The sequence below is a fragment of the Prosthecomicrobium sp. N25 genome (assembly GCF_037203705.1).
Lineage (GTDB): Bacteria > Pseudomonadota > Alphaproteobacteria > Rhizobiales > Ancalomicrobiaceae > Prosthecodimorpha.
On the sequence record NZ_JBBCAT010000001.1, the window covers coordinates 3,054,125 to 3,080,429 of the forward strand.

Sequence of the window (26,305 nt, forward strand, 5' to 3'; positions counted from 1 at the left end):
CAGTCGATGGATTCCCACCGTCGTTCCCTCGTGTTGTACAGGCTTTTGGGGCCCGTTCAAGCCGACCCGGTCCGCCGTTCTGGCGTATCCGGACCGACCGTTGCTCATCAGCCACGCCGCAGCCGGACCTGCCGCATTGCATGCGAAAGCCCGTCCAAACCTTTGGTGCCACGAAGGAAGACCGGCATGCTCACGCCCCCCAGCCGAGCTTCGTGGCGAAGTGGATGACGTCGTTCCAGTTGGCGACCAGCATCAGCATGAGGACCAGGGCGAGGCCGACCCGGAAGCCGAAGTCCTGCGCCCGCTCGCTGAGCGGCCGGCCACGCACGGCCTCGATGGCGTAGAAGACCAGATGGCCGCCGTCGAGAACGGGAATCGGCAGCAGATTCAGGAGGCCGATCGAGGTCGAGATGTAGGCGAGCCAGACCACCAGCGCGACGAAGCCGAGCTTCGCGGTCTCGCCCGAGGCCTGGGCGATGCGGCCGATGCCGCTGATCTGGTCGAGATACTCGCGCCCCGTGAACAGGCGGCCGAAGAACCCCATGGTCTGCTCGACGATCATCCAGTTCTGCGCCACGCCCTCGCGCAGCGCCCCGGGGATCGAGTAGGTCTGCTGGATCCTGTGCGCCGGGTCGAGGCTCGCCCGGATGCCGAGCATGCCGCGCCGCTGGACGCCGAGGCTCGTGTCGAGCGCCGTCATCCGGGGCACCAGCACGATGTCCATCGGCTTGCCGTCCCGCGCGATGCGGACGTCGAGCTTCTCGCCCGCGCTGCCCGCGACCACCCGGATGATGTCCGAGAAGCTGCCGATCGCCGTGCCGTTGATCGCCTCGATCCGGTCGCCCGGCAGGATCCCGGCTTCCGCCGCGACTCCGCCCTGCGTGACCTCGCCGACCACCGGCAGCAGGACCTGACGCCCCTCGCTGGCGTAGACGGCGGTGAAGATCACGGTCGCCAGGATAAAGTTGGCGAGCGGGCCGGCGGCCACGATGGCGGCGCGCTTGGAGATGCTCTGGCCCTGGAAGCTGACCGCCCGCTCGGCTTCGGACATCGCCGCCAGCCGGTCGCGGTCGGGCGTCGAGGCCGCGCTCTCGTCGCCCTCGAACTTCACGTAGCCGCCGAGCGGGATCGCGGCGATCCGCCAGCGGGTGCCGTGCCGGTCGTACCAGCCGACGAGTTCGGGCCCGAATCCGATCGAGAAGGCGCGCACCTTGACGCCGCACCAGCGCGCCACCTGGAAGTGGCCGAGCTCGTGGACGAAGACCACGATGGTGAGGACGAAGAGAAAGGGGACGCCGTAGCTGACGGTCGTCCAGAGGGCGTTGATCAGTCCGCCGAAAAGGTCCATTTCATCCTCTCCCGGCGGGCATCCTGACCGCCAGTGGTTACTCAATTGCTCATCGGACAGTTCGTATTCGGCTCAAGGATTACGGACTTGGTTAACGAAATCTGGACTGTCCGGTCCGGCGCGGGCGCGACGTCCCGCCGCTCGTGAGTGCTTTAGCTCGCGTTTGCGGCAAGACCGCGGAGTTCCGCCTCGGCAAGCGCACGCGCCTCGCGGTCCAGCGCCAGGACGTCGTCGAGGCTCCCCGGGTCGGCGGTGAGCCCGCGCGCCTCGGCCGCCTCGAGGGTCGCGCCGACCATCCGGGCGATGTCGAGGAAGCCGATCCGGCCGGCCAGGAAGCCCGCCACCGCGATCTCGTCGGCCGCGTTGAGCACCGCCGGGGCGCCCCCTCCCGCCTCGAGCGCCGCATAGGCGAGCCGCAGCGCCGGAAAGCGCTCAAAATCCGGCTTCTCGAAGGTGAGCGTGCCGAGCGCGGCGAGGTCGAGCCGGGCGGTCGGGGCCGGCCCGCGCTCCGGCCAGTGCAGGCAGTGGGCGAGCGGCGTGCGCATGTCGGGCGAGCCGAGGCCGGCGATCATCGAGCCGTCCCGGTAGGCGACGATGCCGTGGACGATCGACTGCGGATGAACCAGCACCTCGATGCGTTCGCCCGGCAGGCGGAAGAGGTGATGCGCCTCGATGACCTCGAGACCCTTGTTCATCATCGTGGCGGAATCGATGGTGATGCGCGAGCCCATCGACCAGTTCGGATGCTTCAGCGCCTCCGCCGGGGTGGCCCGCCGCATGGCCTCGAGGCTCGCCGTCCGGAACGGGCCGCCCGAGGCGGTCACCACGATCTTCTCCACCGCCCCCGCATTGGCTGCCTCGAAGCATTGGAAGATCGCGTTGTGCTCCGAATCGACCGGCAGCAGGCGCACCCCCCGCCGGGCGACCGCGTCCATGAACAGCCGGCCGGCGGCCACGAGGCATTCCTTGGTGGCGAGTGCGACGGTCCGCCCCGCCTCCACGGCCGCGAAGGTCGGCGCGAGCCCGGCGGCGCCCACGATGGCGCCGATCACCATGTCGGCCGGCGCCGCGGCCGCCTCCAGCACGGCCGCGGGACCGGCGGCCGTGTCGATGCCGGTGCCCGCCAGGGCCTCGGCGAGCGGCCGGTGGAGGGCCGGATCGGCCAGCACGGCGCGCTCCGGCCGGAAGCGCAGGGCCGCCGCGACGAGGCCGTCGAGGTCGGAGCGGGCCACCAGGGTAACGGCGGCGAAGCGGTCCGGATCGCGGGCGACCAGGTCGAGTGCCGAGCGACCGACCGAGCCAGTCGCCCCGAGGATCGTCAGCCGCCGGGGCTCTACCATGCGACGAGACCCTCCGCCGGCGCCAGAAAGCCGGCGCGCAGCGCGCCGATCAGCACGGCCAGCACGGCGGCCGCCACCAGCCCGTCGATGCGGTCCAGGATGCCGCCGTGGCCCGGGATGACATGGCCGGAATCCTTGACCCCGAATCGCCGCTTCAGCGCGCTCTCGAAGAGGTCCCCGCCCTGGCTCGCCACCGACAGGAGCGCCGCCACCGCCATCACGGGGGCGATGCTGCCGCCCCGCCCCCAGGCCACCGTGGCCGCGCCGAGCATGACCGCCGCGGCGAGCCCGCCGAGCGCCCCGGACCAGGTCTTCTTCGGCGACACCGCCGGCCAGAGCTTCGGCCCGCCCAGGGCCCGGCCGGAGAAGTAGGCGGCGATGTCGGTACCCCAGACGACCGCGAAGAGGAACAGCATGGCGAGCAGGCCGAGGGCATCCGAGCCGCGCAGCAGCACCATGGCGAGCCCGGGAAGGAGCGCGTAGAGCGGCCCGAGGATGAGCCACCCGCGGCGCTCGGGATCGGATGTCAGCGACGCCCGGCCCCCCACCAGGATCCATGCCACCCCGCCGGTCAGGATGGCGCGGACCGGCGCGCCCATGGCCATGAGGACGACCGAGAGCGCGATCAGCCCGCAGGCGACCACCACCACCTTGTCGGCCGCCCGCCCCGTCACGATGGCGTTCCACTCCGCGAAGGCGAGCGCCGACACGCAGGCGACGAGCAGCCCGAAGGCGATCCCGCCGGCGATCGTCGCCCCGATCGCGACCGGGGCCATGAGGAGGGCGGAGAGGATGCGGAGCGAGAGTTCGCTCGCCCCGGGCGACGGCGGCGGGGACGGCGGGGGCGGGGTCGAGGGTCCCGGGCCGTCGCTCATGGCGCCGACCGCGCTTCGACGCCGCCGAAGCGCCGCTCGCGGGCCTGGTACTCGGCCACCGCCCGGTCGAATTCGGCCTCGTCGAAGTCCGGCCAGCAGGTCGCCGGGAAGACGTATTCCGCGTAGGCGGACTGCCAGAGCAGGAAGTTGGAGATCCGCTTCTCCCCGCTCGTGCGGATAACGAGGTCGGGGTCGGGAATGCCGGCCGTGTCCAGGTGGCGCGCGATCGTCTCCTCGCCGATCTCGGACGGGTCGATCGCGCCCGCCTTGACGGCCTCGGCGATGCGCCGCATGGCGCGGACGATCTCCTGCCGGGCGCCGTAGTTGAAGGCGATGACGAGGGCGAGGCCAGTGTTCCCGGCGGTCAGGGTCTCGGCCTCCTCGAGCAGGGCGCGGATGTCCGGCCACAGCCCGTCCCGCTCGCCGACCACCCGGATGCGGACGTTGTTGGCGTGCAACTCGGCCAGGTCGCGCCGGATGAAGAAGCGCAGAAGGCCCATGAGGTAGGTCACCTCGTCGGGCGGCCGGCGCCAGTTCTCGGAGGAGAAGGAGTAGAGGGTCAGGACCTCGAGGCCGATGTGGCCGGCATGGCGGACGATCCGGCGGACGGTGTCGAGCCCCTTCCGGTGACCTTCGGTGCGCGCCAGCCCGCGGGCCGTGGCCCAGCGGCCGTTGCCGTCCATGATGATGGCCACGTGGCGCGGCAATCCGGCCGTCCCCGCGAGGGGTCGCTGGTCGGGCGAGGCCTCCAGGGTCGGCATCGGGATTCAGACCTTCATGATGTCCTGCTCCTTGACCGACAGCATCTTGTCGATCTCGGCGATGGTCTCGTCGGTCTGCTTCTGGACGCGGTCCGCGAAGCGGGCCTCCTCGTCCTCGGGCATGCCGTCCTTGGCCGCCTTCTTCAGGCTGTCCATGCCGTCGCGTCGCACGTGCCGGACGGCCACGCGCGCCTGCTCGGCATATTTGTGGGCGACCTTGACGAGCTCCTTGCGACGCTCGGCGTTGAGTTCGGGGATCGGGATGCGCATGGTCGCGCCCTCGACGATCGGATTGAGGCCCAGGTTGGCCTCGCGGATCGCCTTGTCGACCGCGCTGACCATGCCGCGGTCCCACACCGAGACCACCAGCATGCGCGATTCCGGCACCGAAACGGAGGCGACCTGGTTCAGCGTCATGCGCGAGCCGTAGGCCTCGACGGTGATCGGCTCGAGGAGGTTCGTCGAGGCCCGGCCCGTTCGCAGGCCCGCCAGCTCGTCCTTGAACACGTGCACGGCTTGCGACATGCGGTGCTTGATGTCGTCCATGTCGAACTTGTGCGCTGCCATGGGAATCACCTCAAGTTTGCGGCCGGTTCTCGTGGCCGAGCCGGCCTTGTCATTGTGGCGAGGTTCGGGCCCGCTCAGCCGGCCACCACGGTGGCCCTGCCCCGCCCGGAGAGAACGTCGATCAGCGCCCCGGGCTCCCGGATCGAGAAGACGATTATCGGAATCGCATTGTCCCGGGCAAGTGCGAATGCCGCCGTGTCGAGGACCTTGAGGTCCCGCGCGATCGCCTCCTCGAAGCGGAGCGCCTCGTAGCGGCGCGCAGACGGGTCCTTCTTGGGGTCGGCGGTGTAGATCCCATCCACATTCGTCGCCTTCAGGATGGCGTCGCAGCCCATCTCGGCGGCGCGTAGCGCGGCGGTCGTGTCCGTGGTGAAGAAGGGGCAGCCCGTGCCGCCTGGGAAGAGCACCATCCGGTCCTCGGCGAGCCGCGCCCGGGCGTCCCGCTGGGTGAAGGTGTCGCAGACGCTCGGCACCGGCATGCCGGAAAGCGCCGCGGCCCTGATCCCGCGCGCCGCCAGCGCCTCGCGCATCGCCAGCGCGTTCATCACGGTCGCCAGCATGCCCATGTGGTCGCCGGTGACCCGGTCGGTCCCCTGCTGCTGCAGCCAGGCGCCGCGGAAGAGATTGCCGCCGCCGATCACCACGCCGATCTCGGCCCCGAGCGCGTGCGCGGCGACGAGATCGTCGGCGATGCGCCCGACCACGTCCGGGTCGATGCCCATCGCCTGGCTGCCCGCGAGCGCCTCGCCGGAAAGCTTCACCAGGACGCGTTTCCAGCGAAGGTCGGCCATGGCTGTCTCCTCGGTCACGGGCGGTCGGGGGCGTGCATACAGGAGCGGCGCCGGGATGTCATCCCGGCGCCGCTCACATTCAAACCTCGTAGAAAATCACTTCGTTCCGGCCGCGGCGGCCACTTCAGCCGCGAAGTCGGACTCGGTCTTGGCGATGCCCTCGCCGATGACGTAGCGCACGAAGGCGGTCACCTTGATGGGCGCGCCGACGTCCTTCTCGGCGGCCTTCAGGGCGGCCTCGACGGTGAGGTCCGGGTTCACCACGAAGTGCTGCTTGAGGAGCGTGACCTCCTCGTAGAACTTGCGGATACGCCCTTCGACCATCTTCTCGACCACCGCCGCGGGCTTGCCCGACTGGGCGGCCTGCTCGGCGAAGATGGCGCGCTCGCGCTCCACGATGGCCGGGTCGACCTCTTCGGTCAGGACCGCGACCGGGGTCGGGTCGTGCGCCGCGATGTGCATCGCGACCTGCCGGCCGAGGCCGTTCAGCATCGCCTTGTCGCCGGTCGACTCCAGGCCGACGATGACGCCGATCTTGCCGAGGCCGTCCGCCACCGCGTTGTGGACGTAGTGGGCAACCACGCCGTCGCTCACCTGCAGGTAGGCGGTGCGGCGCAGCTGCATGTTCTCGCCGATGGTGGCGACCGCGTCGGTCAGCCGCTCCGCGACGGTCTTGCCGCTGCCCGGATAGGGGAGGCCCGAGAGCGTCTCGACGTTGCCGCCGGCATCGAGGCCGAGGGCCGCGATCGTGGCGACCAGGGTCTGGAACTGCTCGTTGCGCGCGACGAAGTCGGTCTCGGAGTTGACCTCGACCAGGGCCGCGCGGGTGCCGCCCGCGCCGACGCCGATGAGGCCCTCCGCGGCCGTGCGGCCGGACTTCTTGGCGGCCTTGGACAGGCCCTTCTTGCGCAGCCAGTCGACCGCGGCCTCCATGTCGCCGCCGGTCTCGGTCAGCGCGGCCTTGCAGTCCATCATGCCCGCGCCGGTCTGGTCGCGGAGCTCCTTCACCTGGGAAGCCGAAATCGTCATGGGTCGTCTCTCGGTCATGTCGCGTCCGCGCCCGGGGGCCACGGTGCGATCCTGGAAGTGTCTCTGGCGCCGGCGGTCCGCGCCCCGCTCCCAAGCGAACGGGGCGGCCGCGGCGCTCGCGCGCCGGCCGCCTCCGATCAGTGGAGCCCCGCCGTGACGGGACCGTGACGGTCCCCGCCGGCTGGGTCGGGCAATCGCGGAACCGTCCGTCGCCGAACGGCGGAGGGCCCGGGAACTCCCGGACCCGGCGCGCAATCAGGCCGCGGCGTCCTCGGCCGAAACCGCCGGCTCTTCCGGCGGGGCTTCGGAGGCGCCGACGTCGACGCCGAGGTCGCCCTGGGCGCGGCCGATGCCGTCGATCGCCGCACGGGCGATCAGGTCGCAGTAGAGCGCGATGGCGCGGCCGGCGTCGTCGTTGCCGGGGATCGGGAAGGCGATGCCGTCCGGATCGCAGTTGGAATCCAGGATCGCCGCGACCGGAATGCCGAGGCGCTTGGCCTCCTGGATCGCGATGGCCTCGCGGTTCGTGTCGATCACGAAGATGAGGTCCGGCAGGCCGCCCATGTCCTTGATGCCGCCGAGCGCCTTCTCGAGCTTCTCGCGCTCGCGGTCGAGAGTCAGGCGCTCCTTCTTGGTGAGGCCGGTGACCTCGGCGCCGAGCATCTCCTCGAGCTTGCGCAGGCGCTGGATCGACTGCGAGATCGTCTTCCAGTTGGTCAGCATGCCGCCGAGCCAGCGGCTGTTGACGAAGTACTGGGCCGACCGGCGCGCCGAATCCGCGACCGCTTCCTGGGCCTGGCGCTTGGTGCCGACGATCAGCACGCGGCCGCCGCGGGCGACGGTGTCCGAGATCGACTTCAGCGCCTGGTGCAGCATCGGCACCGTCTGGGCAAGGTCGATGATGTGGATGTTGTTGCGGACGCCGAAGATGAACGGCGCCATCTTCGGGTTCCAGCGGTGCTTCTGATGGCCGAAGTGGACGCCGGCCTCGAGCAGCTGGCGCATGGTGTAGTCGGGCAGCGACATGCCTGCCGTCTCCTTCTTTCCGGTTCGTGCCTCCGCGGGGCGTATCGCGTTCCCTGCCCGCCCCTCGTCGGAACGCGCAGAAAACACCGGAAGGCCGGCCGCACCGGGGAACCGTCCCCGATCGTCCGCCCGACCCCGCGTGTGGAATGGCGCGGGTTATAGGGGCGCGGCGGCGGGAATGCAAGCGGAGCCGCCGTCTTTCGCCGGTTTCGGGCCCGGCCCGAGGGACCTGCCGGAAACATGGACTTGCCCGGCGGCTCGCCCTCGACTATCAGACCGCCCCTTTGCCGCAGCGCCGGGAGTGCGACATGGCCGACATGCAGGGCGCCCTCGGGGTGGACTTCGGCACCACCAACACGGTCCTCGCCGCCGCCGGCCCGGACGGCCCGACCGTACTCCCGTTCGACACCGGCGAGGGCCCGCTGACCGCGTTCCGGTCGGTCCTGTGCTTCTGGCAGGCGATGATCGAGGGCCGCGCCGAGCGGCGGGTCGAGACCGGGCCCTGGGCCCTCGACCGCTACGTGGCGGACCCGCACGATTGCCGCTTTCTGCAGAGTTTCAAGAGCTTCGCGGCGAGCCGCTCCTTCACGGACACGATGGTGTACGGCCGGCGGCTCACCTTCGAGGCCCTGCTCGCAACCTTCCTGGAGAGCCTCGCCGGCCACTACGGCGGCCGGATCCCGACCGGGGCCCGCGTCGTGGTCGGCCGGCCCGTCACCTTCGTGGGCGGCGCCCCCGACGAGGCGCTGGCGCTGGCGCGCTACGAGGCGGGCTTCCAGGCGGCGGGCTTCGACGAGATCCACTTCGTCTACGAGCCGGTCGCGGCCGCCTATTTCTTCGCCGAGCGCCTGGCGGCCGACGCGACCGTGCTGGTCGCCGACTTCGGCGGCGGCACCAGCGACTTCTCGGTCCTGCGCTTCGAGCGGCGCGGCGGCCGCCTCCACGCCGCCCCGCTCGGCGCCGCCGGCGTCGGCATCGCGGGCGACAGCTTCGACAGCCGCATCGTCGAGCATCTGGTCGGCCCGCGCATCGGCCGCGGCTCCGCCTACCGCTCCTTCGGCAAGGTGCTGCCGCTCCCGGTCCACTACTTCGCGGACTTCGCCCAGTGGCACACCCTGTCGCTTCTCAAGTCGCCCGCGACCTTACGCGAGCTGAGGGAACTCGCCCGCACGGCGACCGACCCGGAGGCCCTGGAGCGCTTCCTGACGCTCATCGAGGAGGATCTCGGCTACGCCCTCTACCGGGCGGTGGCGCGCACCAAGCTCGCGTTGTCCGACGCCGACCGCGCGACCTTCGACTTCGCCGCGGAAGGCATCGCGATCCGGGCCGAGGTCCGCCGCGCCGACTTCGAGGCCTGGATCGCCGGCGACCTCGCCCGGATCGCCGCCGCCGTCGACGCGGCCCTCGACCGGGCCGGCACGCCGGCCGCCGCCATCGACCGCGTGTTCCTGACCGGCGGCACCTCCTACGTGCCCGCCGTCCGCCGGCTCTTCGCCGAGCGCTTCGGGACGGAGCGGATGGAGTCCGGCAACGAATTCGATTCGATCGCCGCCGGCCTCGCCCTCATCGCCCGCGAGCCGGATCTCGAGGCCTGGACGGCCCCGCGCCCGGCCTGACGCCTCACTTGGCGTCCTTGGCCACCTGCATCTTCACGATCACGTCGGGATTGGCGACCGTGCCGTTCTGCGCCTTCTCGCCCTTCTTGATCTTGTCGACGAACTCCATGCCCTGCACGACCTCGCCGAACACGGTGTACTGGCCGTTCAGCCAGCTCGAATCCGCGAAGGTGATGAAGAACTGCGAGTTGGCGCTGTTCGGGCTCTGCGACCGCGCCATGCCGAGCACCCCGCGCTTGAACGGGGTCGGGGTGAACTCGGCGTTGAGCGCCGGCAGGGTCGAGCCGCCGGTGCCGTCGCCCTTCGGGTCGCCGGTCTGGGCCATGAAGCCGTCGATCACCCGGTGGAACTTCAGGCCGTCGTAGAAGCCCTGCCGGGTCAGGGTCTTGATCCGCTCCACGTGCTTCGGCGCGAGGTCCGGCCGGAGCTTGATGACGACGCGGCCGTCCTTCAGGTCCAGGTAGAGGGTGTTCTCCGGGTCGGTCGCCCCTTGCGCGGACGCAGGCACGAGGCCGGCGAGCCCGATCGGGGCGGCGAGGAGGGCGGCGAGGAGGGTCCGGCGCAGCATGGTCGTCCTTGTCGGATGGAGGGGCGGCTTCAGCGGCCCGTGCGGGCCGCCAGACGGGCCGCGACGCCCGCCGGCACGAAGGCCGAGACGTCGCCGCCCATCGCGGCGATCTGCCGGACCAGCGTGGCGGTGATGTGGCGGACGGCGGGCGAGGCCGGCAGGAAGACGGTGCGGATCGCAGGCGCCATGATGCCGTTCATGCCGGCCATCTGCATCTCGTAGTCGAGGTCCGTGCCGTCGCGCAGGCCCCGGATCAGGATCGTCGCGCCCTCATCGCGCGCCGCCGTCACCACGAGGCCCTTGAAGGCGATGACCGAGACCCGGCCCTGGTCGGCGCCGATCCCGGCGACCGCCTCGCGGATCATCGCCTCGCGCTCGGCGAAGTCGAACAGCGGCGCCTTGGCGGGGTGGACCCCGATGGCGACCGCCACGGAATCGGCGAGGTCGAGCGCCTGGGCCAGGATGTCGACGTGGCCGTTCGTGACGGGGTCGAAGGAGCCGGGATAGAGGGCCTTGCGGGTCATGAGTCTCAGTAGCGCGGCCTTCCCCGCCCCGCAAGGCATGCCGCCCGGCCCCGACTTGTTTCGTCCCGCCCCCGGATTGTTGCGTCCCGCCCCGCGGGTGTTGCGGCCTCGAAACCCGATTTCGCGAAGGACGTAAAACGGACGACACGGGAGGCCCCTATCGTCGTCGACATCAGAGATGAAGACGAGATGAACACCCCGCACCGAGACCGTTCACGACGGGCGTGATTAGGTCGGTGCCATCGAGACGCCACGGAGCCTGAGATGAGCCTCCTCAAGACCCTTCCCACGATCGCCGCCCTGGCCTGGATCGCCGGTCCGATCGTCCTCGGCGCCAGCGCCGAGACGCCGGTCGCCGCCGAGACCCCCGCGATCGTCAAGTCTGACCGCATCGCCGACGCCTTCGCGCTGTTCGACAGCGGCAAGGCCGGCCCCGAGACGGTCCGCACGATCACCGTGGAGACCCGCGACGAGGCCAACCAGACCTCGACCCTGACCCGCATCCCCGTCGTGGAGACCGCCAGCCGGTGACACGACCACCCTTTGGAGGCCGGGGCGGCACCCCACCCGCACCCCTGACCATCGCCGCCTCGGTCTCCAAGACCCCTGGAAGTCCCGCCCGCTGACCCCGGGCGTCCTTGGATCCCCCCTTCGTGGCTAGCCATCCAGCCACCACCTCGGCCGCGCTCCCTGACGAGCGCGGCCTTTTTCTTTGTGCAGCCGCTCGCCGCCGCGCCGCCTCCGCCCTACCTGCCGGCCGATGAACGCCCCGACCCGAGCCTGCACGATCCGCCTCCTCGGCCCCGGCGACCTCGAACACGTCGAGGCCCTGCTGACCGTCTTCGGCGAGGCTTTCGGCGAGCCCGAGACCTACGGCGCGGCCCGGCCGGACGCGGCCTATCTCCGGCGGCTGCTCGCGCGCGATTCGGTCATCGTCTTCGTCGCGCTGGCGGAAGGCGCCGTCGTCGGCGGCCTCGTCGCCTACGAGCTGCCGAAGATCGAGCAGGCGCGCAGCGAAATCTATCTCTACGACCTCGCGGTCGCCGAGCCCTTCCGCCGGCAGGGGATCGCCACGGCCCTGATCGAAGCTTTGCGGACCGAGGCGGCCGCCCGGGGCGCCTGGGTGATCTTCGTGCAGGCCGACTACGTCGACCCGCCCGCGATCGCGCTTTACGAGAAGCTCGGCACCCGCGAGGAGGTGCTGCACTTCGACATCCCGGTGCCCGGGCCGAAGCGCGGGCCCTGACCGCCCGGCCTCAGCCGCGCCAGCGCGCGAGCGCCAGCATGGCCCCGCCCGCCACCAGCCCCCAGAGCGCGCCGCCGATGCCGAGGAACGACACGCCCGAGGCCGTCACCACGAATGTGACGATCGCGGCCTCGAGCCGCTTCGGGTCCGCGACCGCCCCGGTCAGCGCCGCGCCCAGCGAGCCGAGGAGCGCCAGCCCCGCCACGGCCTGGATCAGGATCGGCGGCGAAGCGCCGAGGAACGCCGTCGCCGCGACCGCCGTCAGCCCGAAGCCGAGATAGGCGCAGGCCGCCACCGCCGCCGCCCACCAGCGCCGGCGCGGGTCCGAATCGGCGTCGGGCCCGGCGCAGAGCGCGGCCGTGATGGCGGCGAGGTTCAGGGCGTGGCCGCCGAAGGGGGCGACCAGGATGCTGGCGAGGCCGGTCGCCCGGAACAGGAGCCCCGGGTCCGGCCGGTAGCCGTTGACGGCCAGGATCGCGATGCCGGGGATGTTCTGCGACGCCATGGTGACGATGAAGAGCGGGATCGCGATCGCGGTCACGGCCTGGAGCGTCAGCGTCGGGGTGACCAGGATCGGATGCGGCGCAAGCGGCCCGAGGTCCGCGAGGGTCACCCGGGTGGTCGCCGCGATCAGCACGGCGGCGACGAGGACGGCGGCCGGGACGGCGAGGAGCCGGTTCACCCGCGCCACCACCGCCCAGGCGAGCACGATCGGCAGGCCGAGCGCCGCGTTCTCGGCGACGGCACGGACCGGCGCCGTGCACAGCCCGAAGAGCACGCCGCCCAGCATGGCGCTGGCGAGCGGGGTCGGGATCGCCGAGACCGCCCGCCCGAGCGGCTTCCACGTGCCGGCGAGCACGATCAGCACGCCCGAGACCAGGAAGCCCCCGACCGCCGCCGGAAACCCGCCCGCCACCGCCCCGGTCGCGACCAGGAGCGCCGCCCCCGGCGTCGACCAGGCGACCGACACCGGCATCCTGAGCCGCCAGGAGAGCATCAGCGCGAAAACCGCCTTGCCGATCAGCAGCGCCATCAACCCCGAAGCCGCCTCCGCCTGCGTCGCCCCCACCGCCATCAACCCCTGTACGGCGACCGCGAAGGAGCTCGCGAACCCCACGAAGGCGGCCAGCAGGCCGGCGGAGACGGCGGCGAGGGAGGGAAACGGGCTCGGCGGCGAGGCGGCGGCGCTTTCGGACATGGTCCTGCTTCTAGGCCAATCCGGGCGCGCCGTTAAGGTCGGGCTGCTGCGCCGTCAGAGGCTGGACGGATCGGGGGCCCAGGCCCGCTCACACCGACGGCTCAGCCGCCTCCGCGCGGTCCCGTTCCCGCTTGCGCCGCCGGTTCTCCGCACGCTGCTTCTCCCAGGCGCGGCCCTCGGTCCATTCGATCCACCAGCGGCGCGGGGCGGAGACCTCGGCGGGCCAAGTCTTGAAGGCACACCAGCCGGGGAACTGGGCCTTGACGGGGCGCAGGCCGGGGAAGAAGCGGGAGAGGCGGTTCTGCCACCACGGGGCGTCGTGCAGGCTCAGGTGGGCGTTGCGGCCGTCGAGCAGGGTCGCCCGGGCGGGCTTCATGTCGATGACGTGGATCTGGTGGCGGCCGAGCCGGGCGAGCTCGGCCAGCACCGCGTCGAGCTCGTCGTCCGGGATGTGCTCGAGCACGTCGCAGCTCATGGCGAGCTCGAACGTCTTCTCCGGGACCTTGTCGATCCCGGCGACCGCCGGGTCGAAGCGTGCCACCTCCGGGCAGCCGACCTTGGCGGCCACCCGGCTGGAGATCTCGCTGCGGCCCGCCCCGTAGTCGATCAGCGACGCCGGCCTGAGGGCCATGATGTGCGGCAGGATCGTCGCCATGTGGCGGCCGCCGAAGCCGTACTGGGTGGCATGCAGGTGCCGGTAGTCCTCGACGTACTTGCGTTCCATCACGACCTCGATGCGGACAGGGCCGGCGGACGCGGCCGGATCGGCGGCTGACGCGCCGCCGAGGACGGGCGGGGCTCAGCCCTCGCCGCCGCCGTCGTCCCCGGGACCGTCCTCGCCGTCGCCCTCGCCGGGGCCGCCGTCGCCGGGGCCGTCCGGACCCTGGCCGCCGGCTTCGATCTCGGCGTCGTCCTCGTCCTCGCGCACCCGCTCCACGGAGACGACCTTCTCGTCGGCCGCCGTGTTGAACACGATGACGCCCTGGGTGGAGCGGCCGGCGATGCGGATGCCCTCGACCGGGCAGCGGATGAGCTGGCCGGCATCGGTGACCAGCATGATCTGGTCGCCATGGTCGATGGGGAAGCTCGCCACCAGCGGACCGTTGCGCGGCGTGACCGCCATGGCGACGATGCCCTTTCCGCCCCGGCCCGTGATCCGGTACTCGAAGGACGAGGTCCGCTTGCCGTAGCCGTTCTCGGAGACGGTCAGGATGAACTGCTCGGCCGCGCTCATCTCGACATAGCGGCGCTCGCCGAGCACCAGGGCGCCGTTGGTCTCCTCGCCCTCGCCGTCCGACCCGTTCGCGTCCGCTTCGGTTTCCCCGCGCAGCGCCCGGCTCCGCTTCAGATAGGCGAGCCGCTCGTCCGACGAGGCCTCGAAGTGGCGGATGATCGTCATCGAAATCACCCGGTCCTCGTCGGCGAGCGCGATGCCGCGCACGCCCATCGAGTCGCGGCCCTTGAAGACGCGGACGTCGGTGACGGGGAAGCGGATGCACTGGCCGAGCGCCGTGGTGATCAGCACGTCGTCGGTCTCGGTCGCCGTCTCGACGGAGACGATGCCCTCGCCCTCCTCGAGCTTCATGGCGATCTTGCCGTTCCGGTTCACCTGGACGAAGTCGGAGAGCTTGTTGCGCCGGATGGTGCCCTTGGTGGTGGCGAACATCACGTCGCGGCTTTCCCAGGTCGATTCGTCCTCCGGCAGGGGCAGGATCGAGGTGATCCGCTCGCCCTCGGACAAGGGCAGGATGTTGATCAGCGCCTTGCCGCGCGCCTGCGGGGCCGCGAGCGGCAGCCGCCAGACCTTGGTCTTGTAGGCGATGCCCTTCGAGGAGAAGAACAGGATCGGCACGTGGGTGTTGGCCACGAAGAGGCGGGTGACGAAATCCTCGTCCTTCATGGCGACGCCCGAGCGGCCCTTGCCGCCGCGCCGCTGCGCCCGGTAGGTGGACAGCGGCACGCGCTTGATCCAGCCGGCATGCGTGACGGTGACGACCATGTCCTCGCGTTGGATCAGGTCCTCGTCGTCGACCTCACCGTCGAGCTCGAGGATCTCGGTGCGGCGCGGCGTGGCGAACTCGGCCCGGATGGCGCCGAGCTCGTCCTTGATGATGGTCAGGATGCGGGCACGCGAGCGCAGGATGTCGAGATAGTCCTCGATCTCGCGGGCGAGCTTCTCCAGTTCCTCGGCGATCTCGTCGCGGCCCAGCGCGGTCAGGCGGGCGAGGCGCAGCTCGAGGATCGCGCGCGCCTGCTCGTCGGAGAGCCGGTAGGTCGTCCCGTCCGGGTTCAGCGTGTGGCGCGGGTCGGCGATCAGCGCGATCAGCGGCGCCATGTCCTTGGCGGGCCAGTCGCGGCCCATCAGCCCGGCCTTGGCGGTCGCCGGGTCGGGCGCATAGCGGATGAGGCGGATCACCTCGTCGATGTTGGCAACCGCGATGGCGAGGCCGACCAGCACATGGGCGCGGTCGCGCGCCTTGTTGAGCAGGAAGCGCGTGCGCCGTCCGATGACCTCCTCGCGGAACGCCACGAAGGCCTGCAGCATGTCGCGGACGGTCATCAGCTCCGGCTTGCCGCCGTTCAGCGCCACCATATTGGCGCCGAAGGTCGATTGCAGGGCCGTGAACTTGTAGATCTGGTTCAGCACGACTTCGGGGACCGCGTCCCGTCGCACCTCGATCACCACCCGGTAGCCGTCCCGGTCGGACTCGTCGCGCACCTCCGCGATGCCCTCGATGCGCTTCTCGCGCACGAGCTCGCCGATGCGCTCGACCATCGAGGCCTTGTTCACCTGATACGGGATCTCGTTGATGATGATGGCCTCGCGGCCGCCCCGCACGGTCTCGAACTTGACCCGGCCGCGCATCGTGATGGAGCCGCGGCCCGTGTGGTAGGCGGAGCGGATGCCGGACCGGCCGAGGATGATGCCGCCGGTCGGGAAGTCGGGCCCGGGGATGATCTCGATCAGGTCGTCGATGCCCATGTCGGGCCGGTCGATCAGCGCGATGGCGGCGTCGATGACCTCGCCGAGATTGTGCGGCGGGATGTTGGTCGCCATGCCGACCGCGATGCCGCCGGCGCCGTTCACGAGCAGGTTCGGGAAGCGCGCCGGCAGGACGGTCGGCTCGCGCTCCGAATTGTCGTAGTTCGGCTGGAAGTCGACCGTGTCCTTGTCGAGGTCCTCGAGCAGGCTGTGGGCGATCTTCTTGAGGCGGACCTCGGTGTACCGCATGGCCGCCGGCTGGTCGCCGTCGACCGAGCCGAAGTTGCCCTGGCCGTCGACCAGGGGCACCCGCATGGCGAAGTCCTGCGCCATGCGCACGAGCGCGTCGTAGACCGACTGGTCGCCGTGCGGGTGGTACTTGCCGATCACGTCGCCGACGACGCGGGCCGACTTGCGGTACGCCTTGTTCCAGTCGTAGCCGTTCTCGTGCATCGAATAAAGGATGCGGCGATGCACCGGCTTCAGGCCGTCGCGCACGTCCGGCAGGGCGCGGCTCACGATCACGCTCATGGCGTAGTCGAGATAACTGCGCCGCATCTCGTCGGCGATGTTGATCGGCTTGATGTCCGACGGCGGTGTCCCGCCGGCGCCCGGCTTGTCGTTGTCGGCCAAGTCTCGTCTCTTCACTCGGGCGGCGCTGCCGCCGGGGTCGGGGGCCCCTCTATAGGCGATTCCGTGCGCGGGCGCCAATTCGCAGGGACGTCACTCTGGATTCCGGGCGCGCCCGCACGTGCCTGCGCGCGAGGAGGGTGAACCGGACCCGCGTGGCGCATTCATGGCGAGTTCAGGGCGGATGCGGCTCGATCGGGGGAGCCTGCGTGCTCTCGTCCGGGACCGATCCATGCCCCTCGCCCTCCGCCCCCTGCTCGCCCGCTGCCTCGCCGGCGGGGCCGCGTGCCTCGTCGTCGCCGCGGCCGTTCCGGCCGGGGCCGAGACCGCGCCGAAGCGCGTGGCCCTCGTCCTCGGCAACGGCGCCTACAAGGCCCAGCCCGCCCTGCCCGGCGCGGTCGCGGACGCCCAGGCGGTCGCAGCCGCGGTGCGCCGGCTGGGCTTCGAGGTGATCGAGGCGACGGACCTCGACCGGCGGCGGACCGAGGAGACCCTGGCGCGCTTCTACCGCGCCGTCGACGGCGCCGAGGTCGCCTTCGTGTACTACAGCGGCCACGCCCTCCAGGTCGGCGGGCGCAACCTTCTGCTCCCCGTCGACGCGGCGCTGGCCGGCCCCTACGACCTCGATTTCGAGACCGTGCCGCTCGCGGGCCTCATGGACTATCTGGCCGCCCACGCGCGGCGTCGGATGCTGGTGATCGACGCCGCCCGGGCGAACCGCGCCGTGGGCCGCGGCTTCGTCTCCGGCTCGGGAGAGATGGTCACGGCCGGCGAGGGCCTCGCGCCCCTTCCGGCGGGCGAGAACACCCTGGCGCTCGCCGCCGCCGCGCCGGGCCGGCTGGCGACCGCTCCGGCCGGGCCGGGCGGCGGCTCGGCCCTGACGGCGGCGCTCCTCGCGGAGATCGGCACCGCGGACCGGGGCGCGGCCGACATCCTCGCGCGCGTCGCCGAGGGCGTGCGGGCCCGGACGGGCGGTCGCGACGAACCGGCCCTCACCGGCACGTTGCCCCCCGCCGTCAGGCTGGCCGAACGGCGCGCCCTCGAGGGTTTCAAGCCGGTCTACCGCGTGCTGGCGCGCCGCGGCGAGCCGCTCACCCCCATGGACATGCCCGTCCCGGCCGCGCCGGGCGACCCGAGCCTCGCCCTCGTCTTCGAGCGCATGCCCGCCACGGGCGAGATCGTGCGGCTCACGCGCGAGGCGGCGGCCGGCGGGCCCGTGTGGCCCGGCGACCGGATCCGGCGCGACGACTCCCCCGGCCTCGGCTTCCGCCAGCAGGCCGCCCCGCCGGAGCGGCGGCTGGACGCCGCCTTCCGCGTCGAGGGCGCGCTGACCCGGCCCGCCCAGGGGCGCATCGAGATCGAACTCACCGACGATGAGGCCGCCGTCGAGGCGTCGCGCCGACGCCGCACCGAGGAGGCGTCGGCCGCCGCCGCCGCCATCGACGACTTCGCCCGCCGCAACCCCGCCGTCGTGATCGACGTGCCGGTCGGCGTCGGCCCGCGGCCGATCCCCGTCGAGGTGCCCCTCGCCGGGACCGGGCGGGGCGAGGCGGAGGCGGGCGACGGCCCGCGCGCCGGGGTCGACCGCACCCCCGAGGCCGGCCGGCTCGCCGTCGGCGGCGTGCAGGTGGCTGCGAACGGGGCCTTCCCGCTCTCCGGCGTCGGCCAGCTCACCTTCGAGGCCCCGGTCGGCGCGGAGGGGAGCACCTCCACCATGACGCTCGCCGCGGCGGGCGGCGGACGCAGCGCCCGCGCCGAGGTAACCATCCGGGCGACCGTCACCGACTGCGACCGCCTGGCCGGCGACCGGCTCGACCGCCAGGGCATCGCCGGCGGCGTCTTTCCCAACGAGATCGACCCGCAGCAGGCCGTGGCCGCCTGCCGGGCCGACATCGCCCGCTACGGCGAGATCCCCCGCTTCCGCCTGCAGCTCGGCCGCGCCCTCTTCGCCTCCCGGGACGCCGCCTCCGCGCGGCTCGAGTTCCAGCGCGCCGCCGACCTCGGCCATGCGCGCGCCTACTACTACCTCGGCTACCTGGAAGGCGTCGGCGCCGGGGGCACGATCGACAACGCCGCCGCCAACGCGCTCTTCCGCAAGGGCGCCGACCTCGGCGACGTCTACGCCACCTACTCGATCGGCAAGTCGACCTTCTACGGCCGCGGCCTGCCCAGGGACCCGAAGCGCGGGCTCGAGCTGCTGATGGCCTCCACGGAGGGCGGCCACACCTACGGGATGAACGAGCTCGGCGCCATCTTCGAGCGCGGCGACGGCGTGAAGCGCGACCTGGAGCGCGCGCGGCGCTGGTACGAGGCCGCGGCGGCGCTCGGCGACACCTACGGGCTCCACAACCTCGGGCTCCTGTACCTGAACGGAAAAGGCGTGCCGAAGGACCTCCGCAAGGCCCGGGAGCTCTTCGAGAAGGCGGCCGCACAGGGCCACGCGGCGGCCACCAACGAGCTCGGCCGCCTCTTCTTCAACGGCTGGGGCGTGCCGAAGGACGTCCGCGCCGCGGCCGACCACTACCGCCGCGCCGCCGAGCTCGGCGAGCCCTACGCGGCCTATAGCTACGCCTGGATCCTCGGCACCGGCGCGCTCGGCGGCGGGGCCGACGAGGCCGGCGCGGCGCGCTACCTGGCCCTGTCGGTCGCCGTGCAGATCCAGCCCCGCCACGACATCGCCCGCGACGCAAGAACCTCCCTCGCCCGCCTCCCCGCCCGGGCCCGGCTCGCCGCCCTCGCCGAGGCGGTCCGCCGTTTGGACCCGGAGGCGGCCGGCCGGATCGGCGCCTCCCGGGCGGAACTCGACAGGCTGGTCGAGCGCCTGTCGCGGGCGGGCGTCGACCTCGCCGCCGGTGCGGACCTCGACGAGGTCCTGATCGGCGCGACCCGCGCGGCCTGGCTCAAGGACCGGCCCCGGCTCGACACCTTCTGAAGACGCCGTTCAGGGCGGGTTCAGCGCGGGGGCCGTAACGTCAGGAGAACGGCCGGGCGCGACGCCCCGCCACTCCCATCCGGATACCGACCGAAAGCGCCGGGCGCGAATGCGCGCCCGAACGGATCCTCATGCGCTGCCCCCGGGCCGCGCGGCCAACCGACGAGGAGTTCGATCCATGGCAAAGCGTCTCATCGCGGCAGCCCTCGGCGGCGTCGCCCTCGCGGCCGCCGCCCCTGCCGAGGCCAGGCCCTTCGGGATCGTGGTCGGCTTCGGGCACGGCTGGCACGGGCCGGCCTGGCACGAGCCGGTCTACGTCCCCCAGGTCTACGCGCCGCCCGTCTACGAGCCCGAATGGATCGAGGAGGATGACGACGAGGCCGTCCCGGTCCGCCCGCGCCGCACCTGGTCGAAGCCCGCCGGCAAGGCGAAACCGCGGATCGTGCGGACCGAGACGTCCAGGCATGCGCCCCGCCACGTCGTGCGCGACGCGGACACGCCGCCGCGCGGCACCCGGTCGGCCGCGCGCGGCGGCTCGGACGGACCCGGCCCCGGCGGCAGCGGCGGCCCGGGCGGTCCGGTCTCGCCCGCCTCCCGCGACGGCGGCGGCGCTCCGCGCTTCGCGGCGGTGCCGGACGGCGGCGGCCCCGGCAACGGCTCGGGCGGCGGCGGCGGGCCGGCCTTCTCGCGCGCCCCGGGCGGCGGCGGGGGCGGCGGCGGAACGACCTTCTCCCGCAGCCCCTCGGGACCCGGCGGCGGCTCCGGCGGCTCGGGCGGTCCGATCTTCTCCGGCGCGCCGACGAACGGCGGCGGCGGCTCCGGCGGGCCGGTCTTCTCCCGTCGTCCCGACGGAGGCGGCGCCGGCTCGGGCGGCAGCGGCGGACCCATCTTTTCGACCGCGCCCAGCCAGTCGGGCGGCTCCACGGGCCGGTTCTTCTCCCGCGCGCCCGGCGGCGGCGGCGGCTCCAACGGCGCGGTGATCTCGCGGGGCCCCGTGGGCAACGGCGGCGGTCGCTCCTTCTCCTCCATCGGCGGCAGCGGCTCGGGCACCTTCACCCGCCGCAAATGACGCGACCGTTCGGCGCCCCGGGCACCGCGGGTCCGGGGCCGCCATCCCCTTGCTTTCCCGGTGCCGATGGTCCATTCCCCGCCGGGACGGCCGCAGGGCCGCGAGAGGGGACCGACCCGCCATGACCGACAGCGCCGGCAACACCTGGACCTACGCCAAGGCGGGCGTCGACATCGATGCCGGCAACGCCCTCGTCCGGCGCATCAAGCCCTTCGTCAAGGCCACCGCCCGCCCCGGCGCCGACGCCGAGATCGGCGGTTTCGGCGGCCTCTTCGACCTCAAGGCCTGCGGCTATGACGACCCCGTCCTGGTCGCCGCCAACGACGGCGTCGGCACCAAGCTCAAGGTCGCCATCGAGGCCGGCCTGCACGACCACGTCGGCAAGGACCTGGTCGCGATGTCGGTCAACGACCTCGTCGTGCAGGGTGCCGAGCCGCTGTTCTTCCTCGACTACTTCGCCGCCGGCAAGCTCGACGTCGACACCGCCGCCACCGTCATCAAGGGCATCGCCGAGGGCTGCCGCATGGCCGGCGCCGCCCTGATCGGCGGCGAGACCGCCGAGATGCCCGGCCTGTACGCGGACGGCGACTACGATCTGGCGGGCTTCGCCGTCGGCGCCGTCGAGCGCGCCCGCATCCTGCCGCGCCCCGACGTCGGCCCGGGCGACGTCGTCCTCGGGCTCGCCTCCTCGGGCGTCCATTCGAACGGCTTCTCGCTCGTCCGGCGGCTCGTCGCCGAGGCCGGCCTCGGCTGGGCCGACGAGGCGCCCTTTGCGCCCGGCACGACCCTCGGCGCGGCGCTGCTGACGCCGACCCGCATCTACGTGAAGCCGCTCCTCGCCGTCCTGCGCGAGACCACAGCCGTCAAGGCGCTCGCCCACATCACCGGCGGCGGCTTCTGGGAGAACATCCCCCGCGTCCTGCCCGCCGGCACGGCCGCGCGCATCGATCTCGGCGCCGTGCCGGTCCTGCCCGTCTTCAAGTGGCTGTCGCAGGTCGGCGGCGTCGCCGAGCGCGAGATGCTGCGCACCTTCAACTGCGGCATCGGCATGGTGGCGGTGGTCGAGGCCGAGGCGGCCGAGGCGGTCGCCGACGGGCTGGCCGCGCGCGGCGAGACGGTCGTGCGGCTCGGGGTGGTCGAGGCCGGGCCGGACGAACCCTTCGTCGATCCGGTCGGCCGTCTCGACCTCGCCTGGTGACGGCCATGGTGCGGCGGCGGCGCGTCGGCATCGCGATCTCGGGCGGCGGATCCAACATGGCCGCGCTGGTCGCGGCCGCACGCGCGGCGGACTATCCCGCCGAGGTCGCTCTTGTCGTCTCGAACCGGCCGGACGCCGGCGGCCTCGCCAAGGCGGCCGCGGCCGGCGTCCCGACCGCGGTCGTGGACCACAAGGCCTTCGGCGACCGCCAGGCCTTCGAGATCGCGCTTCACGCCGAGATGGTCCGGCACGACGTCGAGCTCGTCTGCCTCGCCGGCTTCATGCGGCTGCTGACGCCCTGGTTCATCGAGTCCTGGATGGACCGGATGATCAACATCCACCCGTCCCTGCTCCCCGCCTTCCCGGGGCTCCACACCCACGCGCGCGCCCTCGCCGAGGGCGTGAAACTCGCCGGTTGCACGGTCCACTTCGTCCGACACGCCATGGACACCGGCCCGGTCGTCGGCCAGGCCGCCGTCCCCGTGCTGTCCGCCGATACGCCCGAGACCCTCGCGGCCCGCGTGCTCGCCGCCGAGCACCGGCTCTATCCCCGTTGCCTCGCCCTGGTCGCCTCCGGCCGCGCCGCGGTGGTGCGGGAGGGCGGCACCGAGCGCGTGGCGATCGCCGCGGAGCCGCCACCACCGGAGGCCTTCGTCTGGCCGTCCCGGGACTGACACGCGGTTTCTGTCGGACGGCCCGGCCGGATTGCAGACAATTGCTCGCGTTTTCGTGACCGCGGCCTTACTACATTCCAGACTTTAGATTGAACGCGCCCACAACCTTGCGCATTGTCGATCCGAACCGACAGATCTTCGGAGGTTGTCCCATGCGTTCCCTTGCCAAGCCCGCGCTCGTCGCCGCCCTCTTCGCCGCCGTCTCGTCCGGCGAGGCCCTCGCCCAGGCCGGTAAGCCTGCGGTGCGCCTGACCAACCAGAGCCAGGGCCAGACCGTTCAGCCCGCGCGCGTCGCCGCGCCGGCGCCTGCGGCCAAGAGCTGCAACACCATGCTGTGCCCGCAGTTCGTGGTCGTCACCGGCTACTGAGCCGGCCCACCCCGGCCGCTGCCTCTCGACTCCCGCCGCCGGCCACGGGCCGGCGCCGCCCGTCCGCCTACTTCGCGCAGGCGGGCACGCTGCCCAGGAGTTCGCGCATCCACGCGTCCGGGATACGGCTCGATTCGGTCAGGCCGGCCAGATCGGGATCCTTGACGCCACGCATCACGCGCTGGGCCGCGCATTGGCAGGCGTCGACGATCTTCATCTTGTCGGCGTCCTTGCGGCTGTTCTCGGTATAGACGCAGGTGTCGAGCAAGGCGCGCCGGACATAGTCCCGGTCGATCGTCTTCTCGACCGCCTGCGCGCCCGCGAGGCCGGCCGCCAGGAGCACCGTCGCGGCCGCGATCCCACCCGTCAGGCGCAAAGCCCGGCTCGTCATACGTCCACCCCCGTCCCGGCGACTCCCGCCTGACGCATGGGTACAGCGACCGGGCCACTCCGCTCAAGAGGCGACCGCGACGCGATGCGCGTCCGGCTGACAACCGTCGCGCCGACGGCTCCGCTCCGCTTCCATGTGCTCGTTCCAGCTCTTGAGCAGCACCGCCCGGCGGGTCGGATAGCGCTCGGCCAGTTCGTCGACCCGGTCGATGCGGTCCGTGCGGAAATGGCGGAAGCCCTGCCGGAGCTCGCACCAGGCGATCAGGATGCGCGCCGCCTCCAGGTATCCGAGCGCGATCGGCCAGACGGTGCGCTGCGTGAAGGCCCCCTTCTCGTCCCGGTAGGCGAGCCCGAGCTTGCGCCCGTTGCGCAGCGCCCGCCGCAGGATGCCGAGATCGACCCGGTCCTCGGCGGCCTCCCTGTAGCTCGGCGCGATCAGCTGGGCGTCGGCGAAGACGGGCTTCAGCGGCGCGGGGATCACCGCCAGGATCTTGGCGATGGCGTCCTCCGCCGCGCGCACGAGCCCGGGATCGCCCCGCTCCTTCACAAAGTTGGCACCGAGCATCAGCGCCTCCAGCTCGTCGGCGCCGAACATCAGGGGCGGCAGGTCGAAGCCGGGATCGAGCACGTAGCCGATCCCCGCCTCGCCGCGGATCGGCACCCCGGTTCCCTGGAGCTGCAGGATGTCGCGATAGACGGTCCGGACCGAGATGCCGAACTCGCCCGCGATGGTGTCGGCCGTCACCGGCCGGCGGTGGCGGCGCAGGATCTGGACGAGGTTCAGGAGGCGCTCGGTCTTCTGCATGGCGGCGATCCTGACACGAGTCTCCTGTCGATCCGTGTCAGGAGCGTGGCAGGAGCGGCCCGGACGCGGACGGCTCGGCCGCCGCGTGCCGGGCGAGCCGGCGCGCGATCGGCTGCCGGATGCGGGCGGGGAGCGCCAGGAAGGCGTCCCTGAGCCGCGGACGGAGCCGGCGCGACCAGCCGTCGAGCCAGAACCGGCCGACGATCCCGAACGGCACCGCCACGTCGACCACCTCGCAGGCGCTGTCCGTCCACAGGAACTTGTATGGCACCGCCGGGGCGAGAAGGTCCGCCGTGGCGACCCCGCGCTCCGACAGCACCCGCATGATGTCCTCGAGATGCAGCTTGCCGGGGCTGACCTCGTCGTAGCCCGGGTCTCGGGCGGTGATGTAGGCATAGTAGCGGCCCTGGTGCAGGAAGCCCCACTGGACCGAGATCGGCACCTCGTCCGCCATGAGACCCATGGCCAGGATCTCGAGGCCCGGCGCGTCCGGAAGCCCGTCCACGAAGGCACGGAAGCCGGGGTCCATGAAGGCGGTCGAGGTGAGCCCCTTTTCCTCCAGGGTCTGCAGGCGCTTCTCGAAGCCGACCGCCAGGGCCTCCCGCAATGCGGCGGGGCTGAAGATCCGGTGCTCCACCCGCGTCGCGATGCGGGCGAGGCGGTTGCGCTGGTTGCGCAGGTTCTTCCGGGACTTCGTCGACAGCGTCTTGAGCAGCGGCTCGAAGCCGCCGGCCGCCGCGAGATCCACATAGGGGGCCGCGTCCACGCTGCCGATCGCGAAGCCGCGCGCCATCAGGGGGGCGCGCAGGGGCGAGTCGGCGCGCATGCGGCGGAGCACGAGACCGTCGATCGCCGCGCCTCCGAAGAGCGCGTCGAGCACCGCCCGCGCCACCGCCTCCCCGTCCGCATCGTCGGCGGCGAGGATGTCGCCGTACTGGCCGAAGGGCGCGCCGAGCTCGACCGCGAGCCGGACAGGTCCCTGCCGGACGACCCGCAGCGGCGCCACCGCGATGAGTTCGCCGCGCCGGCGCACCGCCACGACCAGCGGAGCGGACCCGTCCCGGCCGGCGTGATGCCGGGCGGCATGCATCGACCAGGCGGCGGACTGGAACAGCACGGGCCGGCTGCAGCGCCGCTCCAGCGCCTCCCAGTCCGGGCGGAGAGCCTCTATCGCCTCGAGTGTATCGAGACGTTCGGCCACGAGGCTGTCGCGCGCCGTCGTATCGGAGGCGGGGGCACGGGTCAGCGCGGCCGTCGCGGAGAGCGCCGCCATGGTCATTTCCTCAGCGCGTAGGCTTCGATGCTGCGCACACCGAGCGGCGCCGTCGGATCGACCCGGAAGTCGATCGTGAAGGGACGCTTGCGCGCCTTCTGCAGCCCGGTGACCTTGTAGGCCGCCGCCAGGCCGCACTTGGCCATCGCCGCGATCCCGTCCGTCGACTGCGACAGCCGCGCGCCGGGCACGTAGCGCCGCAGGATGCCGTTGGCGTAGTTGACCAGGTAGGCGTTGCGCAGCTCGTCGGTCCAGTGCTCGGTGGTGAAAGACACGTTCAGGCAGTCGTGGTTGACGATCCGGTGCGGGCAGTTGAGCGGCCAGTGCAGCATGCGGCCGGGCTCCAGGTCGACCACCTCGGCGTAGTCGTCGAACCAGGGCTGGTAATCCAGGCTGACCTCGTGGGCCTCGCCGAGGACGATCTTCTCGATCCGATCCTGCGGCAGGAAGGGCGCCGAGTTCGGATAGGCGTAGACCTTCTTGACGCCGCGCACCTGCCAGAGCGTCTGCCCCGGCACGTCGGCATGATAGTAGACCTGGATCTTCGGCGAGGAGATGAGGATGCTCATCTTGTGCCGGTAGGTCTTCTGGCCCGTCCGCTCGTCGAGCTCCTCGTAGATGTCGCGAAGCATGCCGGCATAGGCCGGATCCACCTCGCCCGGGTTCTGGATCAGGATCCAGATCCGCCCCTGGCGCACCGTCTCGATCACCTCGCGGCCGGAGAGCCCGACGATCTCGCCCTCGCGCCGGCTGCGCGGGTCGTGCGTGACAGGGTCCATGGTGTTGACGTGATAGGAGCCGCGCGGCAGGCGGTCGATGAGGGACGCCAGCGCGTCGTCCGAGAAATGAGGCGAGGTATGGAAAGCATGGCCGAGGTTCACGGTATGCTTGCCGAAGAGTTCGGCATGCCGATGCTGAAAGTCGGTGAAGACGCAATCCCGCAACATGAAAAGCCTCCTCGTACGTGGCCTGTACGCTGAGGAACAGTATGGGAATTTAGTAAATGGAATCAACACAATGCATGTCGGCAAGCTGACCTGATTGGATTAACCTTCAATATTCATGGTAAACACGGTGGAAGGTGGCCTTGACCC

The 26,305-nt window shown here is 72.0% G+C and carries 25 protein-coding genes; 8 read left to right on the plus strand and 17 right to left on the minus strand.

The window, feature by feature from the left end:
• Positions 1-190: 190 nt before the first annotated feature.
• The 8 genes from rseP to rpsB all read right to left on the minus strand — a co-directional run bounded on the left by rseP (position 191) and on the right by rpsB (position 7,737).
• The gene (gene rseP, locus WBG79_RS13880) at positions 191-1,348 is read right to left on the minus strand and encodes an RIP metalloprotease RseP (RefSeq protein ID WP_337357693.1); all 1,158 of its coding nucleotides are present in this window, start codon (positions 1,346-1,348) and stop codon (positions 191-193) included.
• A 152-nt stretch (positions 1,349-1,500) separates the two neighbouring features.
• Positions 1,501-2,688 carry a 1-deoxy-D-xylulose-5-phosphate reductoisomerase gene (locus tag WBG79_RS13885; protein ID WP_337357694.1) on the minus strand — a complete coding sequence of 396 codons (1,188 nt, stop codon included), beginning with the start codon at positions 2,686-2,688 and terminating at the stop codon, positions 1,501-1,503.
• Positions 2,682-3,563, minus strand: a complete 882-nt coding sequence (locus tag WBG79_RS13890; protein WP_337357695.1) for a phosphatidate cytidylyltransferase — start codon at positions 3,561-3,563, stop codon at positions 2,682-2,684. Before WBG79_RS13890 ends, WBG79_RS13885 begins: the two co-directional genes overlap by 7 nt.
• Complete coding sequence (locus WBG79_RS13895; RefSeq protein WP_337357696.1) at positions 3,560-4,324, minus strand: isoprenyl transferase; 765 nt, start codon at positions 4,322-4,324, stop codon at positions 3,560-3,562. Before WBG79_RS13895 ends, WBG79_RS13890 begins: the two co-directional genes overlap by 4 nt.
• 6 nt (positions 4,325-4,330) lie before the next feature.
• On the minus strand, positions 4,331-4,891 hold the full coding sequence (gene frr, locus WBG79_RS13900) for a ribosome recycling factor (protein WP_337357697.1): 561 nt from the start codon (positions 4,889-4,891) through the stop codon (positions 4,331-4,333).
• A gap of 74 nt (positions 4,892-4,965) precedes the next feature.
• Entirely contained in the window at positions 4,966-5,682 is a 717-nt protein-coding gene (gene pyrH / locus WBG79_RS13905) for a UMP kinase (protein ID WP_337357698.1), read from the minus strand.
• Between the two features lie 96 nt (positions 5,683-5,778).
• Positions 5,779-6,711, minus strand: a complete 933-nt coding sequence (gene tsf, locus WBG79_RS13910; RefSeq protein ID WP_337357699.1) for a translation elongation factor Ts — start codon at positions 6,709-6,711, stop codon at positions 5,779-5,781.
• Between the two features lie 255 nt (positions 6,712-6,966).
• On the minus strand, positions 6,967-7,737 hold the full coding sequence (gene rpsB, locus WBG79_RS13915) for a 30S ribosomal protein S2 (RefSeq protein ID WP_337357700.1): 771 nt from the start codon (positions 7,735-7,737) through the stop codon (positions 6,967-6,969).
• A 308-nt stretch (positions 7,738-8,045) separates the two neighbouring features.
• Between rpsB and WBG79_RS13920 the strand changes: the two genes are divergently transcribed.
• On the plus strand, positions 8,046-9,353 hold the full coding sequence (locus tag WBG79_RS13920) for an Hsp70 family protein (protein WP_337357701.1): 1,308 nt from the start codon (positions 8,046-8,048) through the stop codon (positions 9,351-9,353).
• A gap of 4 nt (positions 9,354-9,357) precedes the next feature.
• On the opposite strand, the gene WBG79_RS13925 is transcribed toward WBG79_RS13920, so the two are convergent.
• Both WBG79_RS13925 and coaD read right to left on the minus strand, forming a co-directional pair.
• Positions 9,358-9,921, minus strand: coding sequence for a peptidylprolyl isomerase (locus WBG79_RS13925; protein WP_337357702.1), 564 nt, complete (start codon positions 9,919-9,921; stop codon positions 9,358-9,360).
• A 29-nt stretch (positions 9,922-9,950) separates the two neighbouring features.
• Positions 9,951-10,445 (minus strand): pantetheine-phosphate adenylyltransferase, encoded by a 495-nt coding sequence (gene coaD, locus WBG79_RS13930; RefSeq protein ID WP_337357703.1) that lies wholly within the window; start codon positions 10,443-10,445, stop codon positions 9,951-9,953.
• A gap of 264 nt (positions 10,446-10,709) precedes the next feature.
• On the opposite strand from coaD, the gene WBG79_RS13935 reads away from it, so the two are divergent.
• Positions 10,710-10,976, plus strand: coding sequence for a hypothetical protein (locus WBG79_RS13935; RefSeq protein WP_337357704.1), 267 nt, complete (start codon positions 10,710-10,712; stop codon positions 10,974-10,976).
• 229 nt (positions 10,977-11,205) lie between these two features.
• Positions 11,206-11,691, plus strand: coding sequence for an AAC(3)-I family aminoglycoside N-acetyltransferase (locus WBG79_RS13940; RefSeq protein ID WP_337357705.1), 486 nt, complete (start codon positions 11,206-11,208; stop codon positions 11,689-11,691).
• Between the two features lie 10 nt (positions 11,692-11,701).
• Here WBG79_RS13940 and WBG79_RS13945 read toward each other — a convergent pair whose 3' ends face one another.
• From WBG79_RS13945 to gyrA, 3 genes are all read right to left on the minus strand, one after another.
• Positions 11,702-12,889, minus strand: coding sequence for a benzoate/H(+) symporter BenE family transporter (locus tag WBG79_RS13945; protein WP_337357706.1), 1,188 nt, complete (start codon positions 12,887-12,889; stop codon positions 11,702-11,704).
• A gap of 88 nt (positions 12,890-12,977) precedes the next feature.
• Positions 12,978-13,613 (minus strand): class I SAM-dependent methyltransferase, encoded by a 636-nt coding sequence (locus WBG79_RS13950; protein WP_337357707.1) that lies wholly within the window; start codon positions 13,611-13,613, stop codon positions 12,978-12,980.
• Positions 13,614-13,688: 75 nt separating this feature from the next.
• Entirely contained in the window at positions 13,689-16,430 is a 2,742-nt protein-coding gene (gene gyrA / locus WBG79_RS13955) for a DNA gyrase subunit A (protein ID WP_443147456.1), read from the minus strand.
• Between the two features lie 304 nt (positions 16,431-16,734).
• Here gyrA and WBG79_RS13960 point away from each other — a divergent pair, with 304 nt between their 5' ends.
• The 5 genes from WBG79_RS13960 (at position 16,735) to WBG79_RS13980 (ending at position 22,743) form a co-directional block, all read left to right on the plus strand.
• Positions 16,735-19,434 (plus strand): caspase family protein, encoded by a 2,700-nt coding sequence (locus WBG79_RS13960; protein WP_337357709.1) that lies wholly within the window; start codon positions 16,735-16,737, stop codon positions 19,432-19,434.
• 178 nt (positions 19,435-19,612) lie between these two features.
• On the plus strand, positions 19,613-20,503 hold the full coding sequence (locus WBG79_RS13965; protein WP_337357710.1) for a hypothetical protein: 891 nt from the start codon (positions 19,613-19,615) through the stop codon (positions 20,501-20,503).
• A 121-nt stretch (positions 20,504-20,624) separates the two neighbouring features.
• On the plus strand, positions 20,625-21,701 hold the full coding sequence (gene purM, locus WBG79_RS13970) for a phosphoribosylformylglycinamidine cyclo-ligase (RefSeq protein WP_337357711.1): 1,077 nt from the start codon (positions 20,625-20,627) through the stop codon (positions 21,699-21,701).
• Positions 21,702-21,706: 5 nt separating this feature from the next.
• A complete protein-coding gene (gene purN / locus WBG79_RS13975) occupies positions 21,707-22,375 on the plus strand; it encodes a phosphoribosylglycinamide formyltransferase (RefSeq protein WP_337357947.1) in 669 nt (222 codons plus the stop codon).
• A gap of 152 nt (positions 22,376-22,527) precedes the next feature.
• On the plus strand, positions 22,528-22,743 hold the full coding sequence (locus WBG79_RS13980; RefSeq protein ID WP_337357712.1) for a hypothetical protein: 216 nt from the start codon (positions 22,528-22,530) through the stop codon (positions 22,741-22,743).
• Positions 22,744-22,810: 67 nt separating this feature from the next.
• Here WBG79_RS13980 and WBG79_RS13985 read toward each other — a convergent pair whose 3' ends face one another.
• From WBG79_RS13985 to WBG79_RS14000, 4 genes are all read right to left on the minus strand, one after another.
• Positions 22,811-23,134: a hypothetical protein gene (locus tag WBG79_RS13985; RefSeq protein ID WP_337357713.1), complete on the minus strand. Its 324-nt coding sequence runs from the start codon at positions 23,132-23,134 to the stop codon at positions 22,811-22,813.
• Positions 23,135-23,197: 63 nt separating this feature from the next.
• Positions 23,198-23,938 (minus strand): helix-turn-helix transcriptional regulator, encoded by a 741-nt coding sequence (locus WBG79_RS13990; RefSeq protein ID WP_337357714.1) that lies wholly within the window; start codon positions 23,936-23,938, stop codon positions 23,198-23,200.
• Positions 23,939-23,975: 37 nt separating this feature from the next.
• Entirely contained in the window at positions 23,976-25,211 is a 1,236-nt protein-coding gene (locus WBG79_RS13995) for a GNAT family N-acetyltransferase (RefSeq protein WP_337357715.1), read from the minus strand.
• A 2-nt stretch (positions 25,212-25,213) separates the two neighbouring features.
• Complete coding sequence (locus WBG79_RS14000) at positions 25,214-26,158, minus strand: hypothetical protein (RefSeq protein WP_337357716.1); 945 nt, start codon at positions 26,156-26,158, stop codon at positions 25,214-25,216.
• Between the last annotated feature and the right edge of the window lie 147 nt (positions 26,159-26,305).